This window comes from Paenibacillus sp. JT31N17 (genome assembly GCF_056269255.1).
On sequence record NZ_JBWDNP010000002.1, the window covers coordinates 168,522 to 186,828 of the forward strand.

The window sequence follows — 18,307 nt, forward strand, 5'->3', positions numbered from 1 at the left end:
TGGAGGTGTACGACTTGCGTAAAATTTATGTATTTGATACGACGCTTCGCGATGGCGAGCAATCACCCGGTGTGAACCTGAACACGAAAGAAAAGGTCGAAATCGGCCTGCAGCTGGAGAAGCTGGGCGTCGACCGGATTGAAGCCGGTTTTCCTGCCGCCTCGCCAGGCGATCTGGAGGCTGTTAATGCGGTTGCGCGCGCCGTCAAGAACGCGACAATCATCGGTCTGGCCCGCTCGCGGGAGCAGGATATTGACGCGGTCAAGGAAGCGCTGAAGGGTGCGCAGGATCCCTGCATCCACTTGTTTCTGGCTACGTCGCCGATTCACCGCAAGCACAAGCTGCGGATGGAGAAGGAGCAGGTGCTGGAAACAGCCGAGAGAGCGATCCGTTATGCGAAACAGTATTTTGATAAGGTGGAATTCTCCCCGGAGGATGCCGGCCGCACGGAGCTTGATTTTCTCTGTGAAGTAACGGCGATGGCCATTCGCGCCGGTGCGACGGTCGTTAATATTCCGGACACGGTGGGCTATATGAATCCATCCGAGTTCGGCCATATCTTCAAAACGCTGAAATCGGAGGTTCCGGGCATCGAGAAGATTCAGCTGAGCGCGCATTGTCATGATGATTTGGGAATGGCAACAGCCAATGCGCTGGCGGCGATTCTGAACGGCGCCGATCAGATTGAAGGCACCATTAACGGAATTGGCGAGCGTGCGGGCAATACCGCAATCGAGGAAGTCGCGATGGCGCTTGCGACGCGCGCTGATTTCTTCCAGGCGAAGACGTCGCTCACGCTGAGCGAAATTGCCAAGACGAGCCGTCTGGTCAGCAAGCTGACCGGCATGGTCGTACCGGGCAACAAAGCAATCGTGGGAGCAAACGCATTCGCGCATGAATCCGGGATCCATCAGGACGGCATGCTGAAGGAGAAAACGACCTACGAGATTATTTCCCCTGATATTATCGGCTTGAAGGAATCCAAGCTTGTTCTTGGCAAGCACTCCGGACGGCACGCCTTCCGCGAGAAGCTTATCGATTTAGGCTATGAACTGGACGAGGAGTCCGTGAACAAGGCGTTCGCGAAATTCAAAGATCTGGCCGATAAGAAGAAGGATGTCAGCGATGAGGATATTCGCGCGCTTCTTGAGGAGAAGCTGGTGGATACGCCCGAAATCTTTACACTGGAAACGATCCAGGTCAGCTACGGCAACCAGTCGGTGCCAAGCGCCACTGTCCGTATCAGCATCGAGGAGCGCGGTGTAAGGGAACAAAAAGCCGAGGGCAACGGATCCGTCGATGCGATTTACAATGCGATTGATGCGGTGACCGGAGAAGTGGTCGAGCTGGAAGACTACTCGATCAAGTCTGTTACACAGGGCAAGGACGCGCTTGGCGAGGTCCATGTCGTGCTTGGTCAGGAAGGCGTATCGGCGCAGGGCCGCGGCCTGAGCACCGACATTCTGGAAGCCAGCGCACGCGCCTATATCGATGCGCTTAATCGTTTGATCGATAAACGCAAGTCGCCGGGCCGGCGCGACAAGATGAGCCTGATTTAAAGCCGATGTCCGTAATAATAGCATGACCGCAAAAAGAGAACGCCTCAGCCTTGCCTTTGATTGGTGGAGCTGAAGCGTTTTTTTCGGTTCTCAGTCAGAATATATAGCATTTGATGTCCGCCTGTCTTCGTTTTTTTCCCGCCTAGGTCTATGAACCCATGCTATAATGGGGTATATATGTTTTGGGAGGATCGTAAAGCGGATGTTATTTGTTTGGATCGCGCTGTGGACCACATCTGCCTTGCTGATGGCAACCAACCGGAAGAGCGTCGTCGTTCGCTGGCTCAGTCTGGTCGCGTTCTGCGGCGGGACTGGAGCCCTGGCCTCCGTTCTTGAGGGCTGGATTTTGTCCTGGCTTGAATCCGGGCTGATCAATGACGATCGTGAGAAGCTGCTGCGCATTCTTCAGCGGGGCTGCTCCTGGATAAGCTATTATGTTCTGCCATACGCATTTCTTTGCTTTGCTTCCGCCTATCACGTGGGGGCGATTCCATTCTCCTGGGCCAGGAAGCTTCCAATTGCAGCGCTGCTGTTCCCCGTGGGGATGCTGGCGGTTCCGGTCACCTCGAATACCCCTGTCCATTTTGGACTTTTGGCGATATGGGCAATTCCCTATATGATTCTGGGAGCCGTACTGCTCCTTATGAAGCGTGACCGCCATCCGGCTGACCGGAGAGCGCATGCGGTGATGATGGCCGCGGTCCTTCCAGCGGTCCTGATTGCGCTGTTTATGAATTATTTGCTGCCTTTATTCGGCGTTTACGGCATGTGGCGTTATAATGTGTGGCCAATCGCCTTTGCATTTGTAGTTTTTATAGTAGCGTTGTTTAATTTTGGTTTTCTTGGGGTTCAGCTGCTTATTGAGCGCAAAAGACTGGATTTCTCGCTGCGGGCGATTACAAGCGGCACAGCCATGCTCAATCACGCCATCAAGAATGACATTGGCAAAATCAAGCTGTTCAGCGACAAAATCGAGCGGGCGGCTGAACCGGATGAGGAGCTGCGGGATGATATCCGCGTCATCGGTTCCGCTGCCGTGCATATCGAGGAAATGATCCGCAGCGTGCACGAGCGCACCCAGGAGCTCAGACTGCAGCCGGAGCAGATCAGTCTTGCTCCTCTCGTTCGCGATCAGTTGAAGGCGCTTAAGCCCCGGCTCCAGGGCAGGATCGTTCTTCATGCCGACTATGATGAGGGAGCTGCTGTTCTGGCTGATCCCGCGCAAACGGCTGAGGCGATCAACAATGTGCTGTCCAACGCGGTTGAAGCGATGCCGGAAGGCGGAGAGCTCAGAGTGAGAGTGATTGGCGGAAAGCGCGGCAGCACCATTGAGGTGCGCGACAGCGGCGTGGGGATCGAAAAGCGGCATCTGCGCAAAGTCACAGAGCCCTTCTTTACGACGAAAAGCGGCAAAGCCATGAATTTCGGGCTTGGTCTGGCGTACTGCAGCCAGCTGATGCATCGGCAGGGCGGCGAGCTGAAGTTGCAAAGCGAGCCCGGCAGGGGAACTGTAGTGTCCTTCCATTTTCCGGCGATTAAACAGGCAAAAGGAGCATGGCGATGACAGATGTTAACCGCATACAAGTGATGATTGTGGAAGATGATCCCGATTGGCGCAGAGGGCTGGCCGCCTACATTAACAGTCAGCCAGACATGAGAACGGTTGCGGAGGCGGATACGGCGGAGAATGCACTGCAGCGTGCGGGTGAGGTGAGACCGGATGTCATCCTGCTTGATATTATGCTTGCCGACAGCCCTGACGGGCTGAGGCTTGCAGGAGAGCTCCCTTTGTCGTCGGATGCGCGGATTATTATGCTGACCTCTATGGATGATAAAGCATTCGTTGTGGAAGCGTTCCGTGCCGGGGCGGTTAATTACCTGGTCAAATCGGATTTCTCGACAATCCCCGAAGCTGTCCGCAAGGCGGCAGCCGATCATTCGTCGATTGATGCCTCCGCGGCCCGCCAGATGCTGGAGGAGTTCCGGCGCCTGAAGCAGCTGGAGCGTGAATACGAGGTGGATAAGTTCAAGCGGCAGGTTACTCCCTCAGAGCTGCAGCTGCTATCCATGATTCATGAAGGATACAGTCAATCCGAGATTGCGGAGAAGGAATTTCTGTCGCTGCGTACGGTCAAAAATCATGTAACCAATATTTTGCGCAAGCTGGGCGGCAAAAGCAGCAAGGATGCTGCCCAAAAAGCCAAGGACATGGGGTTGTTCTAGAGACTGCGTAGAACTGCCCAAAGCTGATTCCATGAAAGCAGAAGCAAAATAAGCCCGTTTACTCTTAACTGCCCGGTTATATGCTTATGCGTAACGCCTATAAAAGTCATAGCTTTAATATCTTTGTCTTATGCGCGGAAATATGGTACAACTGAACATAGACTGAGAATCATAATCAAAAGGGCTGTCAGCTTCGGCAGCGAACGCATCGCGACCTCAAGAGCGGCAGCAGCCCCATTCAAAGGAGAGTTCATTACCATTATGGCAGACGTGAAAAAAATAGCGGTCATCGCGGGCGACGGAATCGGACCGGAAGTTGTAGCCGAGGCGCTTAAAGTATTGAAGAGAACCGAGGAGCTGTTCGGTTACCAGTTCGAAACCGAGCATGGCTTGTTCGGCGGTATCGCCATCGACGAGAAGGGCACTCCGCTGCCTCAGGAAACGCTCGATATTTGCAAGGGGGCCGACGCAGTGCTGCTTGGAGCGGTTGGCGGACCCAAATGGGATAACAATCCGAAGGAGCTTCGTCCCGAAACCGGACTGCTCGGCATTCGCAAGGCGCTCGGTCTGTTCTCCAATATTCGTCCGGCAACTGTATTTGACTGCCTCAAAGAAGCTTCTACATTGAAGCCTGAAGTGCTTGAAGGCACAGATCTGATTGTTGTGCGCGAGCTTACCGGGGGAATTTATTTTGGCGAGAAATTCCGCCGCGAGGGTGCAGGCGGCGAAGAAGCCGTGGATACTTGCGTATACAATGTTACGGAGATTGAGCGCATTGTCCGCCAGGCATTCGAGATAGCCCGGACACGCCGCAAGAAGCTGGCATCGGTCGACAAGGCGAACGTACTGGAAACCTCCCGCCTGTGGCGCGAGGTTGTGAACCGGATCGCCCCTGACTATCCCGATGTGGAGCTGGAGCATGTTCTGGTCGATAACTGCGCAATGCAGCTGCTCCGCCGTCCGTCAAGCTTCGATGTTATCGTAACGGAAAACATGTTCGGCGATATTCTGAGCGATGAAGCGGCGATGCTGACCGGTTCAATCGGTATGCTGCAATCCGCATCCCTGGGCGAAGGAAGCTTCGGCCTCTACGAGCCGGTACATGGTTCTGCGCCTGATATTGCGGGACAAGGCATTTCCAATCCGATCGCGACTATTCTTTCCGTTGCGCTGATGTTCAGGCTGACCTTTGACTATAAGGATGCTGCGCAATCGATCGAGGATGCCGTTGAATCCGTGCTTAACGCCGGCCACCGCACGGGAGATATCGCGGTTGATAAAAGCAAGGCGATCGGCACCGTTGCCATGGGCGATTTGATTATTGCCGCTATGAAGAAATAATTTATAATAATTATTAAAAAGTAATTATTTCATTCTTGACTTTGTTACAAAGTGATGTTAGGATTTTAAACAGGGCAAGAATTCTTTAGGCGCATGCAATTCCCAAATCCGGTCATCCGTACCAATCGGGACTGGGTGAAGGGAGGCGCCGAATAATCAAAGCGCAAGCTTTCCTGGACAAACTGCCGCACAAGCGGAAGTGGTCACGGAAGCAAAAGCGCGAAAAAACCTTAGGAGGTATTCACAAATGGCAGAACGTTTGGTAGGTCGTCCGGCTCCTGATTTCTCTTTGGAAACCGTGACTGGAAATGGACAAGATTTCGGCAATGCATCCCTTGCAGACTACAAAGGCAAATGGTTAGTGCTCTTTTTCTATCCGTTGGATTTCACTTTCGTATGTCCGACAGAAATCACTGCTCTTAGTGAAGCAGCAAGCCAATTCAGCGAGCTGAAAACCGAAATTCTGGGTGTCAGCGTAGACAGCAAACACAGCCACCGCGCTTGGATCAATACACCTGTTAACGATAACGGTCTTGGCAAATTGAACTTCCCTCTTGCCGCAGATATTACGAAAAGTGTTGCCCGTGACTACGGCGTCCTGATCGAAGAAGAAGGCATTGCGCTTCGCGGCCTGTTCATCATCGATCCGGAAGGCGAAATCAAATATCAAGTCGTTAACCATAACGATGTAGGCCGCAGCGTTGAAGAAACGCTTCGTGTTCTGCAGGCGCTGCAATCCGGCGGCTTGTGCCCGATCAACTGGAAACCAGGCGACAAACATCTGGTTGCGAAATAAATTTTTCCTTTATTAATCAATAAAACCCGGCAGTCTCCGTGAGACTGCCGGGTTTTCGCCGTATTCCCCGCCTGTGGCAAACGAAGGCCGGTCAAGTAGGGCGGGTATTAATCCGCAGTCAAGCAGGAATTATAAACATAGGTGACGAATACCTTTATAAAAGTTTAAAACCTGATTCTTACAGATGTTCAATGTGGAGTAAGGAGGGAGACTGTCATGAGTTTCTGTTGCGGTGCAAGCATGATTGGCACAAACGGTACGTTAAAACATTTTCGTACACATATTCATAATGTTCCTATTCTATTCTGTCCGGTATGTCATCGAGTGGAAATTCATCATATGGTTGAGAACGAATATGAAATCTTGGCTGAATATGCCCACGGCGACGGTGCTTCCGAAGTCGATTTTCTTGAATATGTGGAGCAGGACAATGTGACCCTGTTCGAGAACTGCGTAAACAACGAGGACGAGGATCCCATGGACGTCGTACAAAATCAGATCGATATGGCACTTGATCTGCTCTGCTTTGCTAAACAAATTTCTGATGAAGCTTGGCAAACGGAATTGAAACGAAGGCTGGGAACGCTAAGCCAGCGGCGTAACAAACTTCGTAAGCGGCGGACATCTGAAGGATATTGTTAACGGTTTACGCCTCCTTGTCAAGGGGGCTTTTTTCTTTGATAAGAACAGGTTGTTACACCCCCTCAAGACAGAGGATCAGCACGAAGCATGTAAGGTGAGGTGGAATGGTTGCTACTCGTCGTATTTAAACGATTATTCGGCAAACACGGGGCCGGCTTGCCGCCGCAGAAGCACGACAGGGCCAGTCCCGAGACGATGGTGGAGCTTATCCGTTCCGGTGAAGCTTCGCGCGATGAATTCATCGCTGCCTATAAGCCGTATATCGCTAAAGTTACGAGCCGTTTTTGTAAAAGATACATAGATCCCATGCGGGATGATGAGTTCAGTATTGCGCTCAGCGCCTTCAACGAGGCGATTGAGCAGTTTTCAAGCCAGGCAGGAAAATCGTTTCTCGGGTTTGTCGAAACGGTGATCCGGCGCAGGCTTATTGACTATGTGCGAAAAGAACAGCGCCATCACTTATGTGTACCCTACAGCGCTTTTGATAGTTTGGATGAAGAGGGACAAAATGTAAATCCCATTGAACTGCGGGAATCGGTTCACCGCTATCAGCTTTCTCAAGAGGCGGACTCCAGGAAAATGGAAATTGCTGAATATAACCGTAATTTGCAAATGTATGGCATTTCCTTTATGGATTTGCCGGATTTATCGCCTAAGCATACGGATTCCCGGCAGATGCTGATTGCTATTAGCTGCAGTCTGGCTTCGGATCCAGGGATGTACATGACATTGAAAACGACCCGCAAGCTCCCGGTCAAAGAGCTTTGTGAGGTTTCCGGAGTTTCGAGAAAAACCATTGAGCGGAATCGCAAATATCTGATTGCACTAGCTGTGCTGCAGCATGGGGACTACCCTTATCTCCAGCATTATTTGGAGCCCGTTCTATCATCTTACAGGGAAGCAGCGCCGTCGAAGGGAGAGAGAGTATGAATCGCGGAATCATAATGGAGGTAGGCAAACGTCATTTGATCGTGCTGACGCCTGATGGCTCATTCTATCGGGTGCCTTTCAAACCGGATGCATCCATCGGCGAAGAGATAACTTTTCCGGCGAATGCCAGACGGAATCGTCCGCGCAGGATATACCGCTTAAGCGCGCTGGCTGTCGCGCTCACGCTTCTTCTTCTCATACCTTTGCTGCTGATACCCTTCAAGGAGCATTCGGCTGTGGCCGCATATTTGACGATGGATATCAATCCTAGCCTGGAGCTGGGAATTGACGAGAGCGAGCGCGTGATTGAGCTTCGCGCCCTGAATCAGGCGGGAGCTGCTGTCATTACAGATCTTCCCTTCCGTGATTTGCCTCTGGAGCAGGTGACGGAGTCGATTATGGAGCGTATTCAAGCGAGGCCTTATTTTGCAAATCATGAAGGCAATATTGTCATTACAAGCATTATGATGAGGCAGGATGACGACGTATTCTACGAATCGATGCTGACGCAGCATATGGATGAAGCAGTTCAAAAGGCGCTGGCCGAATCCTCTCTCCCAAGCGAAGCCCATGTTGAAGTGACGACGTTGTCTGCGCCGAAGGAAGTGCGGGATGAAGCCAATGAACAGGGAATATCTACCGGAAAAATGGCTGTTTATTTGCTGGCCAAGAGCCAGGGGCATGAGGTTACGGTAGAGGAATTGAAGAAACATTCGATTTCCCATACCACGGAGGACTGGGGAGGAGTCAAAGCGGTTGTCGGTGATACGCAGAAGGTTCAGCCTGATCAGAACAAGAAGCAGCTCCAGGAGCTGCTGAAGCAGGAGAAGGATTTGCAAAGCCAGGTGAAAGATACGGCGTCTGATCAATCGCAAACGGCGGATAAGGAGAAGCAGCCCGGGACAAATGAGAAGGATGCCGCACCCTCGGGAAATAACAAGGATAAGAAAGAAACGGCTGCCAGCAAGGATTCCGGGGTTAAAAAAGGCTCCGATAGCAAAGCGAATACCAGCAAAACTTCGCCAAAGAAGGGGAGCGAGGTTAATACGGCGCTGCATCCAAATGAGGCAAACGGGGCACTTGCAGATAAGAAGCATCCCATCCCGAAAAGGCATGATAAGGATAGCCGCAAGCAGAACGAGGATAAGGTTAATAACCAGCGCGGCAGCAGTAAAAACCAGGACAGCAGCCGGCATCGCAGCAGCGATAACCGGGATGGGCTGAATAATAGAAGCTATGGGATCACAGGGGGCGGGAATCTGCATCAGCAGGAGCGCTCCCGGGACGACCAATCGGAATCCAAACAAGGACGCGGGCGGGAAGAGGCAAAAAACACTTCCAAAGGCCGCGATTTTGACGAAAAAAGGGAGAAGAATCCGGGAGACTCCGATGATCGGCGATCGGGTGGGAACAAGCAATAATAACCAGAATATTACAGAACCATCCCCGAATAAGTAATATTAACCACAATATTACAAATTCGTCCCGAAACAGGGACGAAAGCTTGGGTATATTGTTCCTTTTTGGAACAGCGTATTTCGACAGTATCTCCTGTTGACACAAAATAGATGATATCTCTATGATTAGTATAGGCATATCCCTACTTGGAAGCAGACCAGGAATAATTGGTTTAACGAAGTGGAGGCGATATCGTATAGTGGAAATGTTCCATTTTCGCGGGACGGCCGATGTCATCATCGCACGTCAGAGAGGAAGGGGCATTGCAAAAGCGATCGGCTTTGGTCTCGTTGATCAGACGATTATTGCGTATATCATTTCAGAATTGGCAATAAAGCTGAATGCATTCAGTGAGAAAGGATATATGGGAATACGAACCATCGCCGGATGCAGAGGAGAATCGGAGCTCGGCATCGAAGTGCGGCTGTTTGACCAATTTCATGGACTGAGCCGGGGCCAAATAACCAATGTGGAGAAGCTCGTCGATGATATGGATATGATACGTGATCGTGCACACGGGACTGTGATGACGTTTCGTAAATGGCTGGTCTCTCCGCTTCATATCGATTAACCGATTTGTGCTGCAGGAGAGGGGTAGAACATGCAAGCAATTCGAAAACGCTACTTTCCGGCTCTTGCCGAGTATATTCGCAGCGGCAGCGAGGCATCACTCTTTCAAGCGACCGAAATAGGAAAATTGCTGCATGGCATTCATCCGGAGGACATCATCGCGATACATGAGGAATCCATGCAAACGCTGGTGGCGAATGTGGAATCTGAAGAAGCGCTTCAACTGTACAGCCGGTCCTTTATTTTCCTGATTGAGCTGATGGTAGCCTTCAGATTCCGGCTGCAGCCGGATGAGACTCCGGAGCAGCGCTTTAATGAAATGCGCGATATGCTGCTGAGTTCCCATCGTTCATTTCGGATGGTCAAAAATAAATACGAGAATGTGCTGCAGCACATGGACAGCGGCATTGCGATATTTGACAGCGATGGCATCCTGTCCTTTATTAATTTGCAGATGGCCAAGATGCTTGATATTCCCCGCAAAACACTCATCGGTTGCAATCTTCGGGAAATTCTGGCCAACTCGCAGCTGCGGCGGGGCACCAAACGTATTTTGATAAAGCTGTATAAGGAAATGTTTCTGAGAAGAAGCCGTTATATGGAGTTTCAGGATTCCAGCGGCCGCCATATGCTGGTGACGGTTACATACGGGGATCAGCTGGATGGCGATTATTTGTTCAGCGTGAAGGATGTAACGGAGTATAAGCAGATCGAGCAGAGCGCTTACCAGAACGATAAATTGGCGATGCTGGGCAAGATTGCGGCGGCGATCGCCCACGAGATCCGCAATCCTCTGACATCGATCCGGGGCTTCATTCAGCTTCTGCGCCCACATTTACTGCAGCTTGGAAAAGAAGAATATGCCCGGATTATATTGGCTGAGATCGACCGGGCTAACGATATCATTTATGAGTTTCTTAACTCCTCCAAGCCGTCTGCTCCCATGAAACAGAATATTCCCATCAATTCGCTGCTTCGGGAAGTGATTTTGCTGTGCGAAAGCGAAGCTCATATGAAGGGCTGCCAAATCCAGTTTGAATCCTATGATGAAGAGCTCACGGTATCGATTGATGTGAAGCAGATCAAGCAGGTGATTCTGAACATCGTGCGCAACGCCATGGATGCCATCGAGGAGATGAAAGACGAACGTTCGGGATTGATCGATATCGTGACCATGCGTGACGGCACCTATGCGGAAATTACGATACGCGACAATGGACAAGGCATGGATCATACGACGAAAGCAAAGCTGTTTGAGCCCTTTTTCACGACAAAGGCAGCCGGTACAGGTCTGGGACTCTCGGTGAGCTACCGGATCATCCGCAATCATGGCGGGACCATACGGCTATCCAGCAACAGCGGCGTGGGAACGGAGTTCAATATCTATTTGCCATTGGTGGAATAAACGATTAGAATCGGGTTATAAACTTGGTTCTGGGTATGTACTCAGAAATCGGTTCAACCCGATTTTTTGCATACAAAAAAAGGAATATGAATAATGAAAGCGGTGATTCGGGTGAGTATAAAGTTTACATACGCGGCGCAAGAAGCAGAATTCGATACGATTGTCTGTTTCGTGAGCCGGGAAGAGTTGCGTGCGGAGGAGGCGGCGGATGCGCAGTGGGTTCATCCCCAGCTTGATGAATCTCTCAGAACTCATTTTCATAGCAAACTATTCAACGCGGAGCCCAGGGAGACGCTTTGTCTGGCTACGCTTGGACTTCTTCCGCAAGCCTATGTCATTTACGTCGGCGTGCCGAGTACGGATCTGAACGCTGATAGTCTTCGTGATGCTGCAGCGGCAGCCGCGAAGTCGGCTAAGCGGGTGAAGGCTGTTTCTGTCCGTCAGATTCTGCCCGGAGGGATCTCTATCATTACACAGGAATCTATGGTTATAGAGTTTGCGCAGGCTTTGACGGAAGGCTACCTGCTCGGCAGCTTCAGCCGCAAGTCGGAGAAGAAGGACGAGGAGAAGCGGCAGTCGACGCTTCAGACCGTCAATTATACGCACGCAGGCTCGCAGGCGCATGCTGCCGCTTCCTGGGATGCAGGGATACGGCGCGGCACGGTATTCGCGGAATCGGTTGGCTATGCGCGCGACCTGGTCAATTTGCCGGGCAATAAGCTTACCCCCGAGATGCTGGCGGAAGAGGCGGAAGCCCTGGCTTTGACGCATGGTCTGGATTGTGAGGTTCTCGATGAATGGTCCGCAGCGGAGCAGGGGATGGGGGGACTCTTGGGCGTCGGACAGGGAAGCGCCAATCCGCCAAGAATGATCGTACTTCACTATAACGGTGCCCCACAGGACAAGGATGTCTGGGGTCTTGTCGGCAAAGGCATTACCTTCGATACCGGCGGGATTTCGCTCAAGAAGCCGCAGGGAATGGAGGCTATGATCTCCGATATGGGAGGCGCCGCGGCTGTGCTCGGCGCTATGCGCATAATCGGCGAGCTTCAGCCTGCGGTTAACGTGGTGGCTGTAATCCCTACTGCTGAGAATATGCCGTCGGACCGCGCGTTCAAGCCGGGCGATGTGATCAAGACGATGAGCGGTCTCACCATTGAGGTTGTCAATACCGATGCCGAGGGCCGTCTGGTACTGGCAGACGGATTGACCATGGCTATCCGCCGCGGGGCAACGAGACTCGTCGATGTGGCTACATTGACAGGCGCTGTACTGGTCACGCTGGGCAATGTGGCTACGGGTGCCGTGACCAATGATGAGACCCTGCTGCAGGAAGTGATGCTTGCGTCCAAGAAAGCAGGCGAACGGATCTGGCAGCTGCCCGCATATCCGGAATTCCGCAAGCAGCTGGAGAGCGATGCAGCGGACATGAAGAACAGCGGCGGCCGGTTCGGCGGAGCCAGCAGCGGTGGATTGTTTATCGGGGCTTTTGCCGAGGAGAGGCCTTGGGTGCATCTGGATATTGCCGGAACGGCGTATCTGGATCGTGAGCGCTCCTGGGAGTCCAAGGGTGGAACAGGCGTGATGGTGCGGACGCTCGGTGAGCTGTTGGTGTAAAATTTTTGACAGTGGTGTTAGCAGAAATACAGTCGGTCCAGTCATCCAGAAGGGGATAAAACACCATGTCATTTTGGCTTCATCTCATTTCGGTTTTTCGCCGAAAGAAGCTGTCCGACCAGCGTAGAGGTCTGCTAACCTCGATTATGGAAGGAATTCCGGCCACCATTATCGGCAATTTGCTGGGCGGCCCTATGTTAACGATTTATATTGTCTTCCTGGGAGGCAATTCGGAGGATGTCGGTCTGGCCGTTGCGATTCCGCAGCTGGCCAATCTGGTGCAATTGGTGGCCGCTTTCTCGATGCAGCGCTTTAACAACCGCCGCCTGCTGCTCACCGTCTTTGGCATAACCCACCGGATTATTTGGGTAGCTACCGGACTCATTCCTTTCTTCGTGACTGAAGAGCTGCGCGTTCCTGTATTTATCGGGATGTTCCTGGTGTCCTTCGTAAGTGCGTCCACAAGCGGTATGTTTTTTACCTCGATGATCGCCGATATGGTGCCGATGAAGGTGCGCGGGCGTTATTTTGGCATCCGCAATACGATCCACTGGGCATTTGCCAGTATTTCGCTGCTGGTTGGCGGTCAGATTCTCGATCATTTCAACGAGCAAACCGGCTTTGTCATTTTGTATGCTATCAGTGCGGTTTGTACGGTGTGGAATGGAATTGAGCTGTGGCGCTATCCGAACCTGCCCTTCGAGCGGTCGATGGCGACAAGCTCCGCAGCGCTGTTTCTCAAGCCGCTGAAGGATTCGGCTTATATGCGGGCAGTAGTGTTTATCGCATTGTTTATTTTGCTGCAAAATGTGGCCATTCCGTTGTTTTCCTTCGTGATGCTGGAAATTCTGGAGATCAGCAAATGGAGAATTACGGTGATCACGACGGTTCAAATGATTGCAATGATGTTTAGCTATTATTATTGGGGCACACTAAATACAAGATTCGCCACGCGCACACTGCTGCTCTGGACGCTGCCGATTATTTCGGCTTCCTGCATGCTGTGGGCGGGCATCGAGATTTTGCCTGCGCTGCTGGTGCTGATTATTGTTCATTGCGCGCTTGGATTTGGCCTCGGCGGATACAACCTGCTGGTATTCAATCTGATCATTGGCGACACGCCCAAATCGGATCGTCCGATGTATGTGGCGGTTTATTCCGCGCTTACCGGCCTTACCGGCTTCATCGGGCCGCTGGTCGGCGGCTATATCTACAACTGGATTGATGAAAGCCCGTTTTGGCTGCAAAGCTATGGCATCTCCTTCCTGTTTGGAGCGGCCATGCTCGCGCTGTCGTTAACGGTGGGACCATTGGTATTTCGTACGCGGCGAGGCCTATAACCCCTTGTTTGGAGGCGATAAGTGATGGGAATGGAATTGGATCATGCTCAAGGCAAAAGGGATGACGAGGCATTACGGGTCCCGCCCGGACAGCGGCTGACGGCGGGATTCCCGGTATTGCATTACGGCGAGGTGCCTTATTACCGGGATATGAGCAAATGGGATTTGCGGATATTCGGCTTGGTGGATGAAGATGCGGTTATTCCCTACAGCGACTTTATGAAGCTGCCGATGAAGGAATTCGGCAACGATATCCATTGCGTCACCACATGGTCCAAGCTGGACAATGTGTGGGAAGGCGTACCGGTGGCAGCGGTTATGGAGAAGGTAAAGCTGAGGCCTGAGGCGAAATTTGTCATGCTGCACGCAGAGCATGGCTGGTCGACGAATTTGCCCTTGGAGGATTTTATGCGGGATACCTCTTTCCTGGCCATCCGTCATAACGGGGAGCTGCTGACGCCGGATCACGGTTACCCGGTGCGGATGGTCGTACCGCATCTCTACTTCTGGAAAAGCGCAAAATGGCTGCGCGGCATCGAGTTTATGGCCGAAGACAAGCCGGGCTTCTGGGAGCGCAACGGGTATCATATGTACGGGGATCCCTGGAAGGAACAACGTTACGATTTTGAGTGAGCATAAACTCTCCAGTCCTAAAAAGCGTCAGCACGCGCCCTCTCCTGGAGGGCTGCACTGATGCTTTTTTAACGTGGGAACAAAGCTTTTATCACAAAAAACTTCATCAATTCCTGCGGGAGGAGACTTGCTTCAAAGCAGTCCCCAAGGATGATTCAGCTTTTACATGCTCTCAATATTTCTCAGCGGAAGGATTGACAATAGTAACTGTAACAGTTATAATTACAGTATGCCAGACAATACCAGACGGGAATTCAGCATCATGCTGTGAGTCGTCAAATTGTCTAGACAGGTGTAACTTAGTTTGTTACAGATTGTTAGTAAATTTCACGATGGGTGGTGTTGTAGATGACATTTGAAATAAGCGATTGGGTACAGGCGAATACGAGCAACGGAGAATTGATTCATGGTTATATTGAATCCATGGACGGGCAGCAGGGAATTGTGAAGCTGATGGTAGTTAAATCCGACAATGAAGAAGCAGTTGGGAAATCGATCACGGTTCGTGAGCATGGCCTGAAGCGTTTACCGGTAGCCTCGTTTGACGATGTCGGGCAAATACTGAACCTCATCGACTTGGCTCTTTCAACGCATGACGAAGCCTGGTTCATGGAGCTGACTGCGAAGCTGAAACCAGCCGAACAGAACGCTCAGGAAAGCCGCAATTTTCCCAGAATCCATACATCCTTTACCAACCGTCTCGGGCTTTATGATATCAAATAAGGACCAACGGTATGGTAATAAAATAACCTCAAACTAGTCAATCGTCAAGTATTATACTTGGCGATTTTTTTTGTGTCTTCATTTGGGGATACTTTACAGACGACTCCCGGCTTTATCAATTTTGTGCTATGTTAGGAAGGCCCGAAAAAAAGCGGCATACGAACCAGGCTATTTTCGGCCATATTTTTACGAGGAGGTCCAATATGGCTTTTTTGAAATCCGTTTATAGCACAATAACGGGGCCCTTCCGCAAAAGCATCCGCAATAAGCTGATCCTGATCATGGTGGTGCTCACGGTGCTGCCGGTAATCATTGTGACGCTGCTCGCAACGGACAACACGAGGGCATCCATGGAGGACGAGGTGCTGGCATCGAATCTGTCACGAATCGGATGGACCGGGGATTATCTGGAGCAGGAGCTGTCCGGGCTCAACACCATTGTTTATACGATCTTCATCAGCCCTGCCCTTAATGAATATCTGCGTGTACTGGATGAAACCAGCAATGCGAGCTTGTACGATGTGCAAAAGGAAGTTATCGACACGATTACCTCCGTCTCTTATTCGGCGAATGAGAATTTGTTCGATATCCAGCTGTATATGCTGAAGAATCATAAGCAGTTCAAGATCAGCATGATGCAGACGGCGATCAAAACGCCGCCTCATATACCGGACATGTATTTGCGGATGATTGCCGGCAAAGAGGATTATCTGATTCAGAACAGCACGGAAACCCCGGGCTATTTTGAGCTGACCCGGAGCTTGAACCGTTTTGAGACGAAAGAGCAGCTGGGCTTTGTCACGCTCAAGGTGAACTGGAAAATAACCGCTGATGCCATGGACCTGATTAATCCGGGTCTGGAGAGCACCGTATTCATAGCCGATCAGGCCGGCAAAATCATGTTTCAGCCCAGCGGCTCACAGAAGCAAGAAGACGTGGAAGGATTGCTGCAGCAGATGGGCAGCGGTCCGGGCTACCTCAAAACCAAGGATAATTATGTCTTCTACGATACGCTCGATCCCTGGGGCCTGAAGCTGGTCAAAATGATTCCGATGTCCCAAATCAATCAAAGCGCCAGAACGACGCTGCAATACGGGTTGATTGTCGGCGCCGTGTCCATTGTCGTGTCCCTGGCGATAGCCATTATTATGGCCTGGACCTCGTCCAAACCGATTGTGAAGCTGGCCCGGTCCATGCAGAATCTGAGCTTCATGAAGGACGAGAACATCTCGCCTACCAAACGGGTCGATGAAATCGGGCTGCTGGAGCTCAAAATGTACAATATGTCCCAGCGGATACGGGATCATATCAAGACGGAGTACAGCATCAATCTGGAGAAGCAAACAGCGCAGCTGAAAGCGCTGCAGGCCCAAATCAACCCGCATTTTCTGCAAAACACGCTGCAGCTTATCGGCGGAATGGCTTTCTCGCAGACGCCGGACCGGCTGTATGCGGTGATCAAGGCACTGAGCGATATGTTCAGATATGTCATCCGCGAGCCGAATGAGTGGGTGGAGCTGGAGAAGGAGTTTAATCATCTGCGCAATTATCTGTTCATTCAAGGCCAGCGGTATCCCAACCGGATTGTGACGCAGATCGTGGTGGAGCCGGGCCTTGAGATCTGTCAGATACCGAAGCTGATTTTGCAGCCGATCGCCGAGAATGCCTTTATGCACGGTTTTGATCTGAAGTCGTCAAGCTGGACATTGACGGTGAAGGCCGCCAGATACGGACAGGGGATGCTTATTACCGTTCAGGATAACGGGAAGGGCATGAGCGCAGAAAGGCTGGACCGGGTGAACCGCAAGCTGCAGATTGATGCGGATTCAATCGGGACAAGCGGGGATCATATCGGGCTTAGCAATGTGGCGGCGCGAATCAGACTGCATGATGGCCCTGACTATGGCGTCACAATGGAGAGCGTTCTGGGCTTGGGAACAACGGTAAGAATTTATTTGCCAATGACGGAAATGGGGGAGAACTAAATGATCAGGGCGATTATCGTGGATGACGAGCAGTGGACAAGAGATATTATCAAACGGTTCGGCTCCTGGCAGGAGCTTGATATGGAAATTGTAGGCGAGGCCGAGGATGGGCTGGAGGCTGAAAGGCTGATTCAGACGTTTGCTCCGCAGCTTGTCATTACCGATATGCATATGCCGGGCGCAGGCGGCGTGGAGCTGCTGAAATATTTGAACGAGAACCATCCGGAAATCAAAATTATTGTGGTCAGCGGCTACGATGATTTCGAGTTTACCAGGCATGCCATAAGGTATAAGGTCAACGAGTATCTGTTGAAGCCGATCGATGCGGCGGAGCTCAACCATGCCCTGGGCAAATGCAAGGCGGAGCTGGAAGCCGAACCGGCAGGATCAGGCGGATATGTTCCTTTCGACGCCGATATTCTTCATTTGATCAAACGGTACAAGCTGCTCTTGTCCGTACATTACCATGAGCTGAATGAAGAGGGAATCAGACATGTGCTGGATGCCTTTTTGAAGGAGCTTCAGTCGGGGGGATATAGCGATAAAACCTGGATGAGACAGCTGTATCAGGAATTTCTGTCCCATCTCAAGGAGCTGACGGTGAGCAATTCCATTGAGCTTGGCCAGGTGGAGTATGATTCAGAGCTCATGCTGCCCGGTCTTGAAGGGATGGTCCAGCAGCTGGGCGAGCGTTACTTGACCTCTCTGCATTTGCTGATCCAACAGCGGAAATTCCGCAATAAGCTGAATCTGGATGAGATCAGAACCTTTATCGATTACAACTTTGCCGAGTCGATTTCGCTGGATAAGGTAGCCCGCTCATTTTTTGTATCGAAAGAGTATTTAAGCAAAATATTTAAGCAGGAATTTGGACAAAATATGACGGATTACGTGCAGCAGGTGCGAATGATAAAGGCAAAGGAATGGATACTTCAGGGGATTCCGATCAAGACGGTTGCCGAGATGTGCGGCTATGAGGAGCTCGGATATTTCTACAGAGTATTCAAGAAACAGCATGGAATTGCCCCGGGAGAATTGCGCAAAGGAATGCATGAGGTTTAATAAAGTGCAAAGAGAGAGGATAA

16 protein-coding genes are annotated in these 18,307 nt (G+C 51.3%); all 16 read left to right on the plus strand.

What is annotated here, in order from left to right:
- Positions 1-14: 14 nt before the first annotated feature.
- The 16 genes from AC0YOB_RS08340 to AC0YOB_RS08415 all read left to right on the plus strand — a co-directional run bounded on the left by AC0YOB_RS08340 (position 15) and on the right by AC0YOB_RS08415 (position 18,284).
- Positions 15-1,559 carry a 2-isopropylmalate synthase gene (locus AC0YOB_RS08340; RefSeq protein WP_475792454.1) on the plus strand — a complete coding sequence of 515 codons (1,545 nt, stop codon included), beginning with the start codon at positions 15-17 and terminating at the stop codon, positions 1,557-1,559.
- A gap of 202 nt (positions 1,560-1,761) precedes the next feature.
- Positions 1,762-3,123, plus strand: coding sequence for a sensor histidine kinase (locus AC0YOB_RS08345; RefSeq protein ID WP_475792455.1), 1,362 nt, complete (start codon positions 1,762-1,764; stop codon positions 3,121-3,123).
- Complete coding sequence (locus tag AC0YOB_RS08350) at positions 3,120-3,782, plus strand: response regulator (protein ID WP_475792456.1); 663 nt, start codon at positions 3,120-3,122, stop codon at positions 3,780-3,782. The genes AC0YOB_RS08345 and AC0YOB_RS08350 overlap by 4 nt, the downstream gene beginning before the upstream one ends.
- 261 nt (positions 3,783-4,043) lie before the next feature.
- On the plus strand, positions 4,044-5,123 hold the full coding sequence (gene leuB, locus AC0YOB_RS08355; RefSeq protein ID WP_210045497.1) for a 3-isopropylmalate dehydrogenase: 1,080 nt from the start codon (positions 4,044-4,046) through the stop codon (positions 5,121-5,123).
- Positions 5,124-5,370: 247 nt separating this feature from the next.
- A complete protein-coding gene (locus tag AC0YOB_RS08360) occupies positions 5,371-5,919 on the plus strand; it encodes a peroxiredoxin (protein ID WP_210045498.1) in 549 nt (182 codons plus the stop codon).
- A gap of 216 nt (positions 5,920-6,135) precedes the next feature.
- Positions 6,136-6,561 (plus strand): FH2 domain-containing protein, encoded by a 426-nt coding sequence (locus AC0YOB_RS08365; RefSeq protein WP_210045499.1) that lies wholly within the window; start codon positions 6,136-6,138, stop codon positions 6,559-6,561.
- A gap of 99 nt (positions 6,562-6,660) precedes the next feature.
- Entirely contained in the window at positions 6,661-7,491 is an 831-nt protein-coding gene (gene sigI / locus AC0YOB_RS08370) for an RNA polymerase sigma factor SigI (RefSeq protein WP_475769044.1), read from the plus strand.
- Entirely contained in the window at positions 7,488-8,912 is a 1,425-nt protein-coding gene (locus tag AC0YOB_RS08375) for an anti-sigma factor domain-containing protein (RefSeq protein ID WP_475792457.1), read from the plus strand. The genes sigI and AC0YOB_RS08375 overlap by 4 nt, the downstream gene beginning before the upstream one ends.
- Positions 8,913-9,148: 236 nt before the next feature.
- Positions 9,149-9,520: an ATP-binding protein gene (locus AC0YOB_RS08380; protein WP_475792458.1), complete on the plus strand. Its 372-nt coding sequence runs from the start codon at positions 9,149-9,151 to the stop codon at positions 9,518-9,520.
- 30 nt (positions 9,521-9,550) lie between these two features.
- On the plus strand, positions 9,551-10,924 hold the full coding sequence (locus AC0YOB_RS08385) for an ATP-binding protein (RefSeq protein WP_210045502.1): 1,374 nt from the start codon (positions 9,551-9,553) through the stop codon (positions 10,922-10,924).
- A gap of 93 nt (positions 10,925-11,017) precedes the next feature.
- Positions 11,018-12,541 (plus strand): leucyl aminopeptidase, encoded by a 1,524-nt coding sequence (locus AC0YOB_RS08390; protein WP_475792459.1) that lies wholly within the window; start codon positions 11,018-11,020, stop codon positions 12,539-12,541.
- Positions 12,542-12,606: 65 nt separating this feature from the next.
- A complete protein-coding gene (locus AC0YOB_RS08395) occupies positions 12,607-13,881 on the plus strand; it encodes an MFS transporter (RefSeq protein ID WP_475792460.1) in 1,275 nt (424 codons plus the stop codon).
- A gap of 30 nt (positions 13,882-13,911) precedes the next feature.
- Positions 13,912-14,514, plus strand: coding sequence for a sulfite oxidase-like oxidoreductase (locus AC0YOB_RS08400; RefSeq protein WP_475792981.1), 603 nt, complete (start codon positions 13,912-13,914; stop codon positions 14,512-14,514).
- A gap of 348 nt (positions 14,515-14,862) precedes the next feature.
- On the plus strand, positions 14,863-15,237 hold the full coding sequence (locus AC0YOB_RS08405) for an IDEAL domain-containing protein (RefSeq protein WP_475792461.1): 375 nt from the start codon (positions 14,863-14,865) through the stop codon (positions 15,235-15,237).
- A 203-nt stretch (positions 15,238-15,440) separates the two neighbouring features.
- Positions 15,441-17,222 (plus strand): sensor histidine kinase, encoded by a 1,782-nt coding sequence (locus AC0YOB_RS08410; protein WP_475792462.1) that lies wholly within the window; start codon positions 15,441-15,443, stop codon positions 17,220-17,222.
- Complete coding sequence (locus AC0YOB_RS08415; RefSeq protein WP_475792463.1) at positions 17,223-18,284, plus strand: response regulator; 1,062 nt, start codon at positions 17,223-17,225, stop codon at positions 18,282-18,284. It begins immediately after the preceding gene.
- Positions 18,285-18,307 lie beyond the last annotated feature (23 nt).

Coding starts and splice junctions, on each gene's coding strand:
- leuB (WP_210045497.1), top strand. CDS start 4,044: ATGGCAGACGTGAAAAAAATAGCGGTCATCGCGGGCGACGGAATCGGA.
- AC0YOB_RS08390 (WP_475792459.1), top strand. CDS start 11,018: ATGAAAGCGGTGATTCGGGTGAGTATAAAGTTTACATACGCGGCGCAA.
- AC0YOB_RS08375 (WP_475792457.1), top strand. CDS start 7,488: ATGAATCGCGGAATCATAATGGAGGTAGGCAAACGTCATTTGATCGTG.
- AC0YOB_RS08400 (WP_475792981.1), top strand. CDS start 13,912: ATGGAATTGGATCATGCTCAAGGCAAAAGGGATGACGAGGCATTACGG.
- AC0YOB_RS08395 (WP_475792460.1), top strand. CDS start 12,607: ATGTCATTTTGGCTTCATCTCATTTCGGTTTTTCGCCGAAAGAAGCTG.
- AC0YOB_RS08385 (WP_210045502.1), top strand. CDS start 9,551: ATGCAAGCAATTCGAAAACGCTACTTTCCGGCTCTTGCCGAGTATATT.
- AC0YOB_RS08410 (WP_475792462.1), top strand. CDS start 15,441: ATGGCTTTTTTGAAATCCGTTTATAGCACAATAACGGGGCCCTTCCGC.
- AC0YOB_RS08350 (WP_475792456.1), top strand. CDS start 3,120: ATGACAGATGTTAACCGCATACAAGTGATGATTGTGGAAGATGATCCC.
- AC0YOB_RS08415 (WP_475792463.1), top strand. CDS start 17,223: ATGATCAGGGCGATTATCGTGGATGACGAGCAGTGGACAAGAGATATT.
- AC0YOB_RS08345 (WP_475792455.1), top strand. CDS start 1,762: ATGTTATTTGTTTGGATCGCGCTGTGGACCACATCTGCCTTGCTGATG.
- AC0YOB_RS08365 (WP_210045499.1), top strand. CDS start 6,136: ATGAGTTTCTGTTGCGGTGCAAGCATGATTGGCACAAACGGTACGTTA.
- AC0YOB_RS08360 (WP_210045498.1), top strand. CDS start 5,371: ATGGCAGAACGTTTGGTAGGTCGTCCGGCTCCTGATTTCTCTTTGGAA.
- AC0YOB_RS08405 (WP_475792461.1), top strand. CDS start 14,863: ATGACATTTGAAATAAGCGATTGGGTACAGGCGAATACGAGCAACGGA.